Here is a 13,786-nt window from a genome sequence, read left to right as displayed (position 1 = left end):
ATGCGAACCGACTCTTCTCCCGGCACTCTGCCGGCGCGGGAGCACCTCCCGGCCGGAGACGCCGGTACGCCTGTCCTGGACGTAGTGATCCCCGTCTACAACGAGGAGAAGGACCTCCGGCCGTGCGTGCTGAGACTCCACGAGCACCTCAGCCGCACCTTCCCGTACGCGTTCCGCATCACCGTCGCGGACAACGCCTCCACGGACACCACCCCACGGGTGGCGGCACGGCTGGCGGCGGAGATCGCCGAGGTCCGGCACTTCCGGCTGGAGGAGAAGGGCCGCGGCCGCGCGCTGCGCGCCGTGTGGTCCGCCTCGGACGCACCGGTCCTCGCCTACATGGACGTGGACCTGTCCACCGACCTCAACGCGCTGCTGCCGCTGGTGGCCCCGCTGATCTCGGGCCACTCGGACCTGGCGATCGGCTCCCGGCTGGCCCGCTCCTCCCGCGTGGTGCGCGGCCCCAAGCGCGAGTTCATCAGCCGCTCGTACAACCTGATCCTGCGCGGTTCGCTCCAGGCCCGCTTCTCCGACGCCCAGTGCGGCTTCAAGGCGATCCGCCGTGATGTCGCCCAGGTGCTGCTGCCGCTGGTGGAGGACACCGGCTGGTTCTTCGACACCGAGATGCTGGTGCTCGCCGAGCGCGCGGGGCTGCGGATCCACGAGGTGCCGGTCGACTGGGTCGACGACCCCGACTCCACCGTCCACATCGTCAGGACCGCCACGGACGACCTCAAGGGCGTGTGGCGGGTCGGCAGGGCCCTGGCCACCGGTTCGCTCCCGCTGGACCGCCTGGCCCGCCCCTTCGGCGACGACCCCCGCGACCGCGAGATCGACGACGTGCCGAGGGGACTGGCCCGTCAGCTCGTCGGCTTCTGCGTGGTCGGCGCGATGTCCACGCTCTTCTACCTGCTGCTCTACAGCGGCTTCCGTCAGTTCACCGGCTCCCAGGTGGCCAACGCGCTGGCCCTGCTGGTCTCCGCGGTCGCCAACACGGCCGCCAACCGGCGGCTCACCTTCGGGGTGCGGGGCCGGGGCGGGGCCGTCCGCCACCAGGCGCAGGGGCTGGTCGTGTTCGGCATCGGCCTCGCCCTGACCAGCGGCTCGCTGGTCGCGCTCGACGTGGCGACCGGAGACCCGGCGCACTCCACCGAGCTGGCGGTCCTCATCGCCGCCAACCTCGCCGCGACCGTGCTGCGCTTCCTCCTCTTCCGGGCCTGGGTCTTCCCCGACCGGCGCGAGGACGCACCGGCCTCGACGGTCGTGGCCACCCACGTCCCGGACCGCATCCCGGACCGCATCCCGGCCCACGGCCCGGCCCACAGCCTTCCGCAGCCGCCGCTCCCGCAGCGCCCGGCACCCCACTTCCGCGCCGGTGACGCCGCGGACCACTCCTGGCGGGACGCCACCGTGCGGCTTCAGCCCGTGCGCCCCGCCGACACCGACCCGGGGGACCCCCGATGACGACCATCACCGACACGGCCGTACCGGAGCCGGCGACCGCCGGTCCCACGGCGCCCGGCGCCGATGAGCCGAGGCAGCCCCTCCCGCGCAGACTGTGGCGCGGACGGCCCGAGGACCCGCGCTGGGTCCGCCCCGCCTTCCTCGGCCTGCTCGCCGCCACCTTCGCCCTCTACCTCTGGAACCTCAGCGCCTCCGGCTACGCCAACTCCTTCTACTCCGCGGCCGTCCAGGCCGGCAGCGAGTCCTGGAAGGCGTTCTTCTTCGGCTCACTGGACGCCGCCAACGCCATCACCGTCGACAAGCCCCCGGCCGCGCTGTGGCCGATGGCCCTGGCGGTGCGGGTCTTCGGGCTCAGCTCCTGGGCGATCCTCGTGCCCGAGGTGCTGATGGGCGTCGGCACGGTCGCCGTCGTGTACGCGGCCGTCCGCCGCCGGTTCAGCCCGGCCGCGGGACTGATCTCCGGCGCGGTGCTCGCGCTCACCCCGGTCGCCGCCCTGATGTTCCGGTTCAACAACCCGGACGCGATGCTGGCCCTGCTGATGGCGCTGGCCTGCTACTTCGTCGTCCGCGCACTGGAGGACGGCCGTACGAAGTGGCTGCTGTGGGCCGGGGCCGCGATCGGCTTCGCCTTCCTCGCCAAGACCCTCCAGGCCTTCCTGATCCTTCCCCCGCTCGCCCTCGTGTACGGCGTCTGCGCGCCGGTGACGGTGAGGAAGCGGATCGGTCAGCTGGCCGCCGGCCTCGCCGCCATCGTCGTCTCGGGCGGCTGGTGGGTGGCGGTCGTCGAGCTGTGGCCGGCGTCCTCCCGCCCGTACATCGGCGGCTCGCAGAACAACTCCTTCCTGGAACTGACCTTCGGCTACAACGGCCTGGGTCGGCTCAACGGCGAGGAGACCGGCAGCGTCGGCGGGGGCGGCGGCGCTGGCGGCACGGGACAGTGGGGCGAGACCGGCTGGGACCGGATGTTCTCGTCCAGCATCGGCGGCCAGATCTCCTGGCTGATCCCGGCCGCGCTGATCCTGCTGGTCGCGGGCCTGGTGGCCACCCGCAAGGCGCGGCGCGCCTCGGTCACGCGCGGCTCGTTCCTGGTCTGGGGCGGCGCGCTGCTGACGACCATGGTGGTCTTCAGCTACATGCAGGGCATCTTCCACGAGTACTACACGGTGGCCCTGGCCCCCTACATCGCGCCGTTGATCGGCATGGGCTCGGCGCTGCTCTGGGAGAAGCGGGACCGGGCGTGGGCCTCGCTGACCCTGGCGGCGGCCATGACCGCCACCGCGGCCTGGGGGTACGTGCTGCTCAACCGGTCCTCGGACTACCTGCCGTGGCTGAAGTGGCTGGTGCTGGTGGGCGGTCTGCTGGCGGCCCTCGGGCTGATCTTCGTGAGCAGGCTGGGCCGCCGGGCGGCGCTGGGTGTCGTGAGCCTCGGGCTCGTGGCGGCGCTGGCCGGTCCCGCGGCGTACACGCTGACCACGGTCGGCGAGGCGCACACCGGCTCGATCGTGACCGCGGGACCGTCGGTGCAGGGCGGCCGCGGCGGCGGTCCGGGCGGCGGTGGCGGCGGGGGCTTCCCGGGCGGTGGCGGCGGCGGTATGCCGGGCCAGCAGGGCCAGGGGCAGGGCCAGGGTCAGGGTCAGCAGGGCGGCGGCATGGGCCAGCCCCCGAACGGCGGCACCGGCGGCGGCTTCGGCGGCGGCATGCCGGGCCAGCAGAACGGCCAGAACGGCCAGAACGGCCAGCAGAACCAGCAGGCTCCGCAGAACGGCGAGGGCGGCATGGCCGGCGGTGGTGGCGGTGGCGGCGTGGGCGGTCTGCTCAACGGCGCCACGGTCTCCGACGAGGCCAAGGAGCTGCTGGAGGCGGACGCGGGTGACTACACCTGGGCCGCCGCGGCCATCGGCGCCCAGAACGCGGCGAGTTACCAGCTCTCCACCGGTGAGCCCGTGATGGCGATCGGCGGCTTCAACGGCACCGACCCGTCCCCGACGCTGGCCCAGTTCAAGGAGTACGTGGCGGACGGAAAGATCCACTACTTCATCTCCAGCGGCTCCGGCGGCGGCATGGGCGGCAGCGACAGCGGTACCTCCGCGCAGATCACGGAGTGGGTCGAGGCCAACTTCAAGGAGGTGACGGTCGGTTCGGCCACCTTCTACGACCTGACGCAGAAGGCGGGCGACTAGGGCCGACTAGGGCCGACCCGGGCCGGAAACGGGCGTGCTGTACACCGTATGGGAGTTGTTCTACGGTGTACAGCATGCCCATGTCCGAAGGACATCCCCAGCGTTGGCCGATCCTCGGCGTCATCTGTCTCGCCCAGCTCACCGTGCTGCTCGACAACACGATCCTGAACGTGGCCATCCCCACGCTCACCGAGGAGTTGGGCGCGGCGACCTCCGACATCCAGTGGATGATCAACGCGTACTCGCTGGTGCAGTCCGGTCTGCTGCTCACCGCGGGCGGCGCCGCCGACCGCTACGGCCGCAAGAAGATGCTGATCACCGGTCTCGCCCTGTTCGGCATCGGCTCGCTGGTCGCCGGACTCGCCGACAGCTCGGGCCAGTTGATCGCCGCGCGGGCGGGCATGGGCGTCGGCGGCGCGCTGCTGCTGACCACGACGCTCGCGGTGGCGATGCAGATCTTCGCGCCCGAGGAGCACCCGAAGGCGATCGGCATCTGGAGCGCGGTCAACGCCCTCGGCTTCGCCTGCGGCCCGCTGCTCGGCGGGTTCATGCTGAACCACTTCCGGTGGGGCGCGATCTTCCTGATCAACCTGCCCGTCGCGGCGCTCGGCCTGGTCGCCGTAGTCGCCCTCGTCCCCGAGTCCAAGAACCCCCGCGGCGACCGCCCCGACCTGCTCGGCGCGCTGCTCTCCACGATCGGCATGGCCGCACTGGTCTACGCGATCATCTCCGGCCCCGAACACGGCTGGACCTCCGCCCGCGTGCTGACCACGGGCGCGCTGGCGGTCCTGGTGCTGGCGCTGTTCGCGTACTGGGAGAGCCGCATCCCGTACCCCATGCTCGACCTGCACTTCTTCCGGGACCGCCGGTTCACCGGCGCGGTCGCCGGGGCGGTGCTGATCACCTTCGGCATGGGCGGCGCGCTCTTCCTGCTCACCCAGCACCTCCAGTTCGTCCTCGGCTACGGACCCCTGGAGGCGGGGCTGCGGACCGCGCCGCTGGCGCTGACCGTCGTGGCGCTCAACTTCACCGGGGTGTCGGCGAAGTGGACGACGAAGCTGGGCACCCCCACCTCGATCCTGCTCGGCATGGTGCTGATGTCGGCGGGGCTGGTGTCCATCGCGGTCTCCTCCGACGGCTACGCGGGAACCCTGTTGGGACTGGTCCTGATCGGCGTGGGCTGCGCGGTCGCCAACCCGGCGATGGCCCACGCGATCATGAGCGCCATCCCCCGCGAGAAGGCCGGCGTCGGCGCCGGGATCAACGGCACGCTCGCGGAGTTCGGCAACGGGCTCGGCGTCGCGGTCCTGGGTGCCGTGCTCAACTCCCGGTTCGCGGCGCTGATCCCGGTCGCCGCGTCCTCGCTGCCCGCCGCGCTGGCCTCGGCGGACTCGGCCGGGGAGAAGCGGGAGCTGACCGACGCCTTCTCCTCCGGTCTGGAGACCAGCCAGTTGGTGGGGGCGCTGGCCGTGCTCCTCGGCGGTCTGCTCGCGGCGGCGCTGCTGCGCCGCGCGGAGCGGGCGGACTCGGAGCTGGTGAGCGCGTAGCGGTTCGGGGCCCGGCGCGTGTGCGCCCACGGGCCCCCGGTGCGACCCGTCATGCCGTTCCCCGCGCCCCGAGCGGGGCGCCTAGCATGAACCGCACCCGGAAAGTCGAGGAAGGTGCGCCATGAACAAGGCAGCCGAGCGGGGCAGCGTTTGGCTGGAGGGCAAGGCGCGCCGCGGCGGCCGGGGCGGGGGCCAGCCCTCCGGCCTCGACCGGGACCGGATCACCGAGGTGACGGTACGGCTGCTGGACGCGGAGGGGCTCGCCAAGTTCTCCATGCGCCGCCTGGCCGCCGAGCTGAACGTGACGGCCATGTCCGTCTACTGGTACGTCGACACCAAGGACGACCTCCTCGAACTCGCCCTGGACGCCGTCTACGGCGAGATCCCGCTCCCCGACCCGGCGGCCGGGGAGGACTGGCGCGACCAACTGCGGTCCCTGGCCCGGGAGTACCGCACCCTGCTGGTCCGCCACCCCTGGCTCTCCCCGCTGGCCGGGACCTACCTCAACATCGGCCCCAACTCGCTGGACTTCTCCCGCGCGATCCAGCAGGTGATCCGCAGGACGGGCCTGCCTCCGCACGGGGTGACGGGCGCGATCTCGGCCGTCTTCCAGTTCGTGTACGGCTACGGCACGATCGAGGGCCACTTCTTCGCCCGGGTCCAGGACACCGGCATGAGCTCCGACGCCTACTTCCGGCACGCCATGACGACGGCGGGCGAGGCGCCCTCGGCGGCCGAGGCCCTGGAGGAGGCGAAGGACCTCATGGCGGCCCGGGGCGGGGACACGGTCGAGGAGATGCTGGAGCGCGACTTCGTCTTCGCCCTGGACCTGCTGGTGGCCGGCATCGAGGAGATGGTGGCCAGGGAGCGGTAGCCCTGGCACCGGTCCCCGCCCTCACAGGGCAATACACCTAGGCCAGCCGCGCCGGGAAACCGCCCGTGGCGACCGGTCCCCAGCGCTCCGGAGTGATCCGGATGATCGACTTGCCCTGTTTCACCATGGCCGCGCGGTACTCGTCCCAGTCCGGGTGCTCCCCGGCGATGTTCCGGTAGTACTCGACGAGCGGCTCCACGGAGTCGGGGGAGTCCAGGACCTCGGCGGTCCCGTCGACCTGGACCCAGGGCCCGTTCCAGTCGTCGCTCAGCACGATCAGGCTCACCCGGGTGTCCCGCTTGGCGTTGCGGGTCTTGGCCCGCTCGGGATAGGTGGAGACGACGATCCGCCCGGAGTCGTCCACCCCGCAGGTCAGCGGCGACCCCTGAGGGCCCCCGTCGGCCCGCCGGGTCAGCAGGACCGCCCGGTGCCGGGTCCGCACGAAGTCCAGCAACTCGTCCAGCGAGACGGTGGTGTTGGTCGCGATGTTCGGTGCCATAGCAGTCAGCCTAGGGGCAGCTCGGCGCCCTGGACGGCCTGGACGTCCAGCTCGACCCTCAGCGTCGTCCCGATGGCCGCGATGCCGGCCTGGACGACCTGGTTGTAGTTCATCGCGAAGTCCTCGCGGCGCAGTTCGGCCGTGGCCCGGAACGCCGCCCGGGTACCGCCCCACGGGTCGGAGCCGGTGCCCAGGTAGGAGAGGTCCAGGTCGACCGGGCGGACGACGCCGCGCATGGCGAGGTCGCCGTGGACCGTCCAGCGGTCCTGACCGGCCGGGGTCAGGCCGGTCGACCGGTAGGTGATCTCCGGGTGCCGCTCGACGTCCAGGAAGTCCGCCGACCGCAGATGCGTGTCCCGCGCCGCGTTCCCCGTGTCGATCGACGCGGCCCGGATCACCGCCTCCACCCGCGACCCGGTGACGTCCTCCGGCGCGATCCGCACCGTCGCGGTGAACTCGGTGAACCGCCCGTGCACGCTGGAGATCCCCAGGTGGCGGGCGACGGCACCGACCGCGGAGTGCGCGGGGTCCACGGTCCACGTCCCCGGCGGCGGCAGCTCCGCCCCGCCCAGCCGGGCCAGCGTCACGGTGCCGATCTCGGCCCGTCCGCTGCCCGTGACGAACGCCCCTGCGGCGGCGGGCGCGTACCCGACGGCGGTCACGACGACCGTGTACGCCCCCGGCGGCAGCGCGGTCGCGTCGCGCACCGCGCCCTCCTCGTCCGCCGGCGCGCGCAGCACCTGCGTACCGGTCGTGTCCGTCACCGTGACGACCGCGTGCGACACGGCCCATCCGTCCCGGGTGCGGATCCTCGCGGTCAGTCCCATCTCACGTATCTCCTCTGGCACAGCACATGAACCGGCCCGTGGAGCGCACCTCCGCTCAGAGCGCGCGCCACGGGCCGGGGCTTTCTCCCGACTACTCGCCGGGGTGGGCGAGTTCGATGTCGTGGCCGTTCACGGCACGGCCCCGCACGGTCACCGCGGAGGCCACCGGCGGGTAGCCCGCCGCGATGACCGTGTACTCGCCGCCGTCGAGGTCGGTGAAGGCGTACGCCCCGTCCGCGCCGGTCGTCGCCGAGCCGACGACGTTGCCGGCCGCGTCCACGAGGGTGACCCGCGCGTCGGCCAGCGGCCCGTGCGGAGCCGTGACGACGCCCTGGAGCCGCGAGCCGGCGTCGAGGTCGACCTCGACCCGGGTGACGCCGGTGGCGCCGACCTCGACGGGCACGGCACGCGGTCGGAACCCGTCGGCGTTCACCGCGACGGTCACCGTGCCCGGCACCAGCTCGCCGAGCGCGAAGTCGCCCTGCTCACCGGTGGTGGCGGTGGCCAGCAGGTCCCCGCGCACATCGGTGACGATCACCATCGCGTCCTTGACCGGCAGCGCGCCCTCGGCGGCCCGCACCACACCGTTCAGCCCGCTGGTCCCGCTGAGCAGGATGTCGTGGGCCAGCGGTTCCTCGCCGACGACGATCGTGGACGCCTGCGGTTGGAAGCCGTCGGCGGAGGCGATCAGGACGTAGGACCCGCTGCCCGGCGCGTCGACGCCGTAGGAGCCGTCCTGCTGGGCCACCGATCGGCCCAGCTGCCGTCCGGTCAGCGAGATCAGCGTGACCGCGGCCCGCGGCACGGGCGCGCTCTCGGCACCGCGGACGCAGCCGCGGACGGGGATTCCACCGGTCACGGGTGCCTCCTCGGGGACGGGCTCCTCGGCGACGGCGGTCACCGGGGCGGCCGTGGCCGCGGCGGCGACGGCCGTCGTGGCGGCGACCTCGGCCGGGCCGGCGGCCGCGGACCCGGCGGACTTGGCCTCGGCGGCCTGGGCCAGGGCGCCGGACGTGCGCAGCGGGACCTCCTTGATGAACAGCGTCACCAGGAAGGCGAGGAAGGCGACCGGGGCGACGTACAGGAAGATGTCGGCGATGCCGTGCCCGTAGGCGCTCTCCAGCCAGGTGCGGATGTGCGTGGGCAGCGCGTCCATGTCGGGCAGCTGTCCGCTGCCCATGGCCTGGGCCGCGGCCGCCTGCTCCTTGGGGCTGAGCGTGCCGATCGTGTCGGTGGCGTAGTGGCTGATCCGGGTCGTCATCACGGAACCCAGGACCGAGACGCCCATCGCGCCGCCGAGGGACCGGAAGAAGGTGACCACCGAGCTGGCCGCGCCGAGCTCGTGCGGGGCGACCTGGTTCTGCGTGGACAGCACCAGGTTCTGCATCATCATGCCGATGCCGAGACCCATCAGGGCCATGTAGAGGGCGAGGTGCCAGTACGGGGTGTCGTAGCGCATCGTGCCCAGCAGGCCGAGGCCCGCGGTCACCAGCACACCGCCCGTGACCAGCCACGCCTTCCACTTGCCGGTCTTGGTGATGACCGCGCCGGAGACTGTCGAGGAGACGAACAGACCGGCGATCATCGGGATGGTCATGACGCCCGACATGGTCGGCGACTTGTCCCGGGCCAGCTGGAAGTACTGGCTGAAGAAGACGGTGCCGGCGAACATCGCGACACCCACGAGCAGGGAGGCCAGCGAGGCCAGCGTGATCGTGCGGTTGCGGAACAGGTACAGCGGGATGATCGGCTCGGCGGCCTTCGTCTCCACGAAGAGGAAGACCAGTACGAGCGCGACGGCGCCGCCGACCATGGCGCCGGTCTGCCAGGACATCCAGTCGTACTTGTCGTCCGCGAAGGTGACCCAGATCAGCAGCAGACAGACGGCCGCGGTGATGAAGAAGGCGCCGGCCCAGTCGACCTTCACCTTCCGCTTCGTCTCCGGCAGGTGCAGCGTCTTCTGGAGCACCAACAGCGCGATCAGCGCGAACGGGATGCCCACGTACAGGCACCAGCGCCAGCCCAGCCAGTCGGTGTCGGTGATGACACCGCCGACCAGCGGACCGCCGACGGTCGCGACCGCGAACGTCGCGCCCAGGTAGCCGGAGTACCGGCCGCGCTCCCGCGGGGAGATCATCGCGGCCATGATGATCTGGGCGAGCGCGGTCAGACCGCCCGCGCCGAGGCCCTGGACCACACGGGCCCCGATCAGCATCCCGGAGTTCTGGGACAGACCCGCGATCACCGAGCCGATGATGTAGATGACCAGCGCTATCTGGACCAGGGCCTTCTTGCTCACCAGGTCCGCGAGCTTGCCCCACAGGGGAGTGGAGGCCGTCATCGCCAGCAGCGCGGCGGTCACGACCCAGGTGTAGGCGCTCTGGCCGCCGCCGAGGTCCTGGATGATCTCGGGCAGCGCGTTGGAGACGATGGTGGAGGACAGGATCGCGGCGAACATGCCGAGCAGCAGCCCGGACAGCGCCTCCATGATCTGCCGATGCGTCATGGGAGCCTCGCCGGAGCCTCCCGAGTGCTTGGCATGAGCCCGCACACCGGCTGGTGTGGTCGTTGCCATGGACTTCCTTCTCTTACGTGGTGATCGCGGGTGTACGGGGGGACTGCTCGTCCGCGGGTGTACGGGGGGACTGCTCGTCGAAGCAGCGCCTGAGCCGGGCCATCAGCCGGGTGAGCTGGATGACCTCGTCGTCGGTCCACTCGCCCAGGCGCTCGGCCAGCAGCTCGGTGGTGCGCCGGGACAGCTCCTCGACCCGGGCCCGGCCCGAGGGGGTGAGGTGCAGGATGCGGCTGCGCTTGTCGGCGGGGTCCGGGGAGCGGTCGATCCAGCCGCGCTCGGCGAGATGGGCGACATGCCGGCTGGTCACCGACATGTCGACGGCGAGCAGCTCGGCGAGCCGGCCCATCCGCATCTCGCCGTGGCGGTCCAGCAGGGTCAGCACGGCGGCGGAACCACCGGGACAGTCGGCCGGCAGAACTCGTCCGAGCTCCCTCTTCACGGCCCCGAAGGCACTGAACTGGCGGACGAGCTCCTCGTACTGCGCCTGTTCGGCCATCACACCTCCCGGAGTTTCGTTGCTCCAGGCAACCGTAGATACGGTTGGTTGCTACAGGCAAATAAATAGGGGTGGGTACGCCATAAAAACTTGGCAAAGGCAAGTATTGCGGATGTAAACGCGCAGGTGGGGGGCGGTGTCCGGACCTGCGTGGGTACGGCCCGCCCCTGCGGCCGGAATGCGGGCCCCCACTTGGGGGAACCCCCTGGGTTCGCTAGGGTTTCGGGCCATGGCTAACACCCAGGGCCCGCAGGGCAACCACGACCCCGCCGGCAGCACCCAGATGTTCCGCGCGTTCGTCGACGAGGCCCCGCAGGGCCGTCAGCAGGCGGCGGCTCCCGCCGGTCCCCGTATCGGCCTGATCCTCGGTGTCGTGGCCGCCGTCGTGGTCGTCGCCGCGGTGGCCTGGCTGGCGCTGGTCTAGGCCCCGCCCGCTCACTTCCACTCCACGGAGACGTCCCGTGTCTCCACGTGCATGCCGAGCGGCACCCGCCACGCGTCCACGCACACCGTCCAGGTCCGTTCCTTCCGCGCGCCGGCCCCGATCGGCGCCGGAAGCTCCACGGCCGACCCGACGGTCCCCCAGTCGACGCCGAGCGCCCCGATGATGTGCGTCCCGAAGGTCACCGTGCCCGAACGCACCGGGCTGCCCCCGGTGTTGTGGAAGGCGAGCGTCACCTTCTCGCACCACCGCTTCTCCGCCGCCTCCCGCTCCGGCTCGGCCCACACCAGGGCCGCCGGTGCCGCGGGGGCGGGCGGGGTCGCCGGACTCGCGGGGGTACCCGGAGCGCCCGCGGTACCGGAGGGGCCGGAGGTGCCGTCGCCGGGACGGTCCGGCGCGGTTGACGGCGCGGTGGGTGAACTCGCGGGCGCCCGGCCGGGCTCGGCGCCCCTCCCGGGTGGGTTCCCGTCGGCGCCGGGCGCGCCCGGGATCGGCCCGGAGCCCCTGTCGTCCCCGCGGGAGTCGGCCCCCGCTCCTCGCGAGTGCCGGGGTTCCAGCGGGACCAGGCTCACCTCGCCGCTGGGTGACGCGTCCGCCGCGGCGGTACCGCCCGGCGCTCCCACGGCGACGTAGCCGTCCCGGTCCCCGCCGCCCGCGCAGGCGGCGAGCAGCCCGCCCAGACACACGACGGCCGCCGAGGCGCCGGTCAGTGCGCCCCTGCGGCCATGTGTCCATGTCGTGGCCCGAAGCATCGGGTCATGGTGACTGACGATGCGTCAGAAGTGAACCCCTCGGACCCTGTCCGGTGCCCGGACCTGCCCGGTGCCCGGACCTCAGTCCGAGATGAGGCCCTCCCGCAGCTGGGCGAGGGTCCGGGTCAGCAGCCGGGAGACGTGCATCTGCGAGATGCCGACCTCCTCGCCGATCTGGGACTGGGTCATGTTGGCGAAGAAGCGCAGCATGATGATGCGCCGCTCGCGGGGCGGGAGCTTGGCCAGGAGCGGCTTGAGGGACTCGCGGTACTCCACGCCCTCCAGTGCGGTGTCCTCGTAGCCGAGGCGGTCCGCCAGGGAGCCCTCGCCGCCGTCGTCCTCGGGGGCCGGGGAGTCCAGCGAGGAGGCCGTGTAGGCGTTGCCGACCGCCAGGCCGTCGACCACGTCCTCCTCGGACACGCCCAGGACCGCGGCGAGTTCGGTGACCGTGGGCGAGCGGTCCAGCTTCTGGGAGAGCTCGTCGCTGGCCTTCGTCAGGGCCAGGCGCAGCTCCTGGAGGCGGCGCGGGACGCGCACCGACCAGGAGGTGTCCCGGAAGAACCGCTTGATCTCGCCGACCACCGTCGGCATCGCGAACGTCGGGAACTCCACGCCCCGTTCGCAGTCGAAGCGGTCGATCGCCTTGATCAGGCCGATGGTGCCGACCTGGACGATGTCCTCCATCGGCTCGTTGCGGGAGCGGAAGCGGGCGGCCGCGTACCGGACGAGCGGAAGGTTCAGCTCGATCAGGGTGTCGCGGACGTAGGCGCGCTCGGGGCTGTTCTCGTCCAGCGCGGCGAGCCGCAGGAACAGGGAGCGGGACAGGGTGCGGGTGTCGATGTTCGGCGAGGCCGACGTGGTCGGGATAGCCGGGGCCGGAGCGGCCTCGACAAGGGCCGTTACGTCGTCGAGCGCGGGCGCAGCCTCGCTCTTCGTGAGCGTGAGCACCTTCGAGCTGCCCTGGTCTGCGGACATGCCACCCCCTTTGGGTCGCGGGACGGTCGCGGCGGACGCTCCCACTGAGGAACGCAGCCTTCACCTGAATACCGGAGCCGAAGCCGCGGCAAACGCGCTTCCGGCAGAATGTCACATGTCGGCAACACCACGTAGTGACATGTCGACATGTAAGACGTGAATCCGCCCTGGAAACAAGGGGTCTGACGGTTTTTCGGCCCGAAACTGTCGGGAAGGCCGCCGGTGAGCGATTCGCTCTCCCCGGCTACCCTTCGCTCACGCTTTCGGTCAGGCGTCGATCCGATTGGCAGACCGCAGCCGCTGGAAGCTACGCGCCAGTAGCCGCGAGACGTGCATCTGGGAGACGCCGAGTTCGGCGCTGATCTGCGACTGGGTGAGGTTGCTGTAGTAGCGCAGCAGAAGGATGCGCTGCTCTCGCTCGGGGAGTTGCACCAGCAAGTGCCGGACCAGGTCGCGGTGTTCCACGCCGTCCAGCGCGGGGTCCTCGTAGCCGAGCCGGTCCAGCAGTCCGGGCAGCCCGTCGCCCTCCTGGGCCGCCTCCAGCGAGGTGGCGTGGTACGACCGTCCCGCCTCGATGCAGGACAGCACCTCGTCCTCGCCGATGCGCAGCCGCTCGGCGATCTCGGCGGTGCTGGGGGTGCGTCCGAAGGCCGTCGTCAGGTCCTCGGTCGCGCTGTTCACCTGCACCCACAGCTCGTGCAGCCGGCGCGGTACGTGGACCGTGCGGACGTTGTCCCGGAAGTAGCGCTTGATCTCGCCCACGACCGTCGGCATCGCGAAGGTCGGGAACTGCACGCCCCGCTCCGGGTCGAAGCGGTCGATGGCGTTGATCAGGCCGATGGTGCCGACCTGGATCACGTCCTCCATCGGCTCGTTGCGGGAGCGGAACCGGGCGGCGGCGTAGCGCACGAGCGGGAGGTTCGCCTCGATGAGCGCTCCCCGTACGCGGTTGTGCTCCGGGGTGCCCCGTCCGAGGTCCTTCAGCTGCGCGAAGAGCACCTGGGTGAGCGCGCGGGTGTCGGCGCCGCGGCTGCGGGGGGCGGGGGAAGCGGCTTCTTGGGGAGGCGCAGTACTGGCCGACACGGTCAACTCCACCTCTTGATCCATCAACTCATCCGTCAAAAGCGGTCATAGCATCACAAGACATGTGCACTG

Annotated in this window: 12 protein-coding genes; 5 read left to right on the top strand and 7 right to left on the bottom strand. The window is 71.8% G+C overall.

The window, feature by feature from the left end; all coding sequences use genetic code 11:
* The 4 genes from AB0E07_RS13595 to AB0E07_RS13580 all read left to right on the top strand — a co-directional run bounded on the left by AB0E07_RS13595 (position 1) and on the right by AB0E07_RS13580 (position 6,065).
* Positions 1–1,464, top strand: coding sequence for a bifunctional glycosyltransferase family 2/GtrA family protein (locus AB0E07_RS13595; RefSeq protein WP_362249901.1), 1,464 nt, complete (start codon positions 1–3; stop codon positions 1,462–1,464).
* Positions 1,461–3,644 carry a glycosyltransferase family 39 protein gene (locus AB0E07_RS13590; RefSeq protein ID WP_362249899.1) on the top strand — a complete coding sequence of 728 codons (2,184 nt, stop codon included), beginning with the start codon at positions 1,461–1,463 and terminating at the stop codon, positions 3,642–3,644. The genes AB0E07_RS13595 and AB0E07_RS13590 overlap by 4 nt, the downstream gene beginning before the upstream one ends.
* Positions 3,645–3,718: 74 nt before the next feature.
* Positions 3,719–5,191 carry an MFS transporter gene (locus AB0E07_RS13585; RefSeq protein ID WP_362249896.1) on the top strand — a complete coding sequence of 491 codons (1,473 nt, stop codon included), beginning with the start codon at positions 3,719–3,721 and terminating at the stop codon, positions 5,189–5,191.
* 121 nt (positions 5,192–5,312) lie between these two features.
* Positions 5,313–6,065 carry a TetR/AcrR family transcriptional regulator gene (locus tag AB0E07_RS13580; protein ID WP_362249893.1) on the top strand — a complete coding sequence of 251 codons (753 nt, stop codon included), beginning with the start codon at positions 5,313–5,315 and terminating at the stop codon, positions 6,063–6,065.
* 37 nt (positions 6,066–6,102) lie between these two features.
* Here AB0E07_RS13580 and AB0E07_RS13575 read toward each other — a convergent pair whose 3' ends face one another.
* The 4 genes from AB0E07_RS13575 to AB0E07_RS13560 all read right to left on the bottom strand — a co-directional run bounded on the left by AB0E07_RS13575 (position 6,103) and on the right by AB0E07_RS13560 (position 10,462).
* The gene (locus AB0E07_RS13575; RefSeq protein WP_362249890.1) at positions 6,103–6,564 is read right to left on the bottom strand and encodes a PPOX class F420-dependent oxidoreductase; all 462 of its coding nucleotides are present in this window, start codon (positions 6,562–6,564) and stop codon (positions 6,103–6,105) included.
* 5 nt (positions 6,565–6,569) lie between these two features.
* The gene (locus tag AB0E07_RS13570; protein WP_362249887.1) at positions 6,570–7,391 is read right to left on the bottom strand and encodes a YceI family protein; all 822 of its coding nucleotides are present in this window, start codon (positions 7,389–7,391) and stop codon (positions 6,570–6,572) included.
* Between the two features lie 91 nt (positions 7,392–7,482).
* Positions 7,483–9,966: an MFS transporter gene (locus AB0E07_RS13565; RefSeq protein ID WP_362249884.1), complete on the bottom strand. Its 2,484-nt coding sequence runs from the start codon at positions 9,964–9,966 to the stop codon at positions 7,483–7,485.
* 13 nt (positions 9,967–9,979) lie between these two features.
* Complete coding sequence (locus AB0E07_RS13560; RefSeq protein ID WP_362249881.1) at positions 9,980–10,462, bottom strand: MarR family transcriptional regulator; 483 nt, start codon at positions 10,460–10,462, stop codon at positions 9,980–9,982.
* A gap of 229 nt (positions 10,463–10,691) precedes the next feature.
* Between AB0E07_RS13560 and AB0E07_RS13555 the strand changes: the two genes are divergently transcribed.
* Positions 10,692–10,886, top strand: a complete 195-nt coding sequence (locus AB0E07_RS13555; RefSeq protein ID WP_362249879.1) for a hypothetical protein — start codon at positions 10,692–10,694, stop codon at positions 10,884–10,886.
* An 11-nt stretch (positions 10,887–10,897) separates the two neighbouring features.
* Here the strand turns inward: AB0E07_RS13555 and AB0E07_RS13550 are convergent, their stop codons facing one another.
* The 3 genes from AB0E07_RS13550 to AB0E07_RS13540 all read right to left on the bottom strand — a co-directional run bounded on the left by AB0E07_RS13550 (position 10,898) and on the right by AB0E07_RS13540 (position 13,738).
* Positions 10,898–11,656 (bottom strand): hypothetical protein, encoded by a 759-nt coding sequence (locus tag AB0E07_RS13550; RefSeq protein WP_362249876.1) that lies wholly within the window; start codon positions 11,654–11,656, stop codon positions 10,898–10,900.
* An 81-nt stretch (positions 11,657–11,737) separates the two neighbouring features.
* Positions 11,738–12,631, bottom strand: coding sequence for an RNA polymerase sigma factor SigF (locus tag AB0E07_RS13545; RefSeq protein ID WP_362249873.1), 894 nt, complete (start codon positions 12,629–12,631; stop codon positions 11,738–11,740).
* Between the two features lie 267 nt (positions 12,632–12,898).
* Positions 12,899–13,738 carry an RNA polymerase sigma factor SigF gene (locus tag AB0E07_RS13540; RefSeq protein WP_362249870.1) on the bottom strand — a complete coding sequence of 280 codons (840 nt, stop codon included), beginning with the start codon at positions 13,736–13,738 and terminating at the stop codon, positions 12,899–12,901.
* Positions 13,739–13,786 lie beyond the last annotated feature (48 nt).

This window comes from Streptomyces sp. NPDC048002 (genome assembly GCF_040653275.1).
In the GTDB taxonomy this organism is placed as follows: Bacteria; Actinomycetota; Actinomycetes; order Streptomycetales; family Streptomycetaceae; genus Streptomyces.
The sequence above is the reverse complement of the archived record's forward strand: the minus strand, read 5'-3'. Positions and strand labels throughout refer to the sequence as shown.

Excerpts from the sequence above, each read along its gene's own strand:
- AB0E07_RS13570 (WP_362249887.1), bottom strand. The coding sequence starts at position 7,391 with ATGGGACTGACCGCGAGGATCCGCACCCGGGACGGATGGGCCGTGTCG.
- AB0E07_RS13550 (WP_362249876.1), bottom strand. The coding sequence starts at position 11,656 with ATGCTTCGGGCCACGACATGGACACATGGCCGCAGGGGCGCACTGACC.
- AB0E07_RS13595 (WP_362249901.1), top strand. The coding sequence starts at position 1 with ATGCGAACCGACTCTTCTCCCGGCACTCTGCCGGCGCGGGAGCACCTC.
- AB0E07_RS13540 (WP_362249870.1), bottom strand. The coding sequence starts at position 13,738 with ATGGATCAAGAGGTGGAGTTGACCGTGTCGGCCAGTACTGCGCCTCCC.
- AB0E07_RS13580 (WP_362249893.1), top strand. The coding sequence starts at position 5,313 with ATGAACAAGGCAGCCGAGCGGGGCAGCGTTTGGCTGGAGGGCAAGGCG.
- AB0E07_RS13565 (WP_362249884.1), bottom strand. The coding sequence starts at position 9,966 with ATGGCAACGACCACACCAGCCGGTGTGCGGGCTCATGCCAAGCACTCG.
- AB0E07_RS13560 (WP_362249881.1), bottom strand. The coding sequence starts at position 10,462 with ATGGCCGAACAGGCGCAGTACGAGGAGCTCGTCCGCCAGTTCAGTGCC.
- AB0E07_RS13585 (WP_362249896.1), top strand. The coding sequence starts at position 3,719 with ATGCCCATGTCCGAAGGACATCCCCAGCGTTGGCCGATCCTCGGCGTC.
- AB0E07_RS13555 (WP_362249879.1), top strand. The coding sequence starts at position 10,692 with ATGGCTAACACCCAGGGCCCGCAGGGCAACCACGACCCCGCCGGCAGC.
- AB0E07_RS13545 (WP_362249873.1), bottom strand. The coding sequence starts at position 12,631 with ATGTCCGCAGACCAGGGCAGCTCGAAGGTGCTCACGCTCACGAAGAGC.
- AB0E07_RS13575 (WP_362249890.1), bottom strand. The coding sequence starts at position 6,564 with ATGGCACCGAACATCGCGACCAACACCACCGTCTCGCTGGACGAGTTG.
- AB0E07_RS13590 (WP_362249899.1), top strand. The coding sequence starts at position 1,461 with ATGACGACCATCACCGACACGGCCGTACCGGAGCCGGCGACCGCCGGT.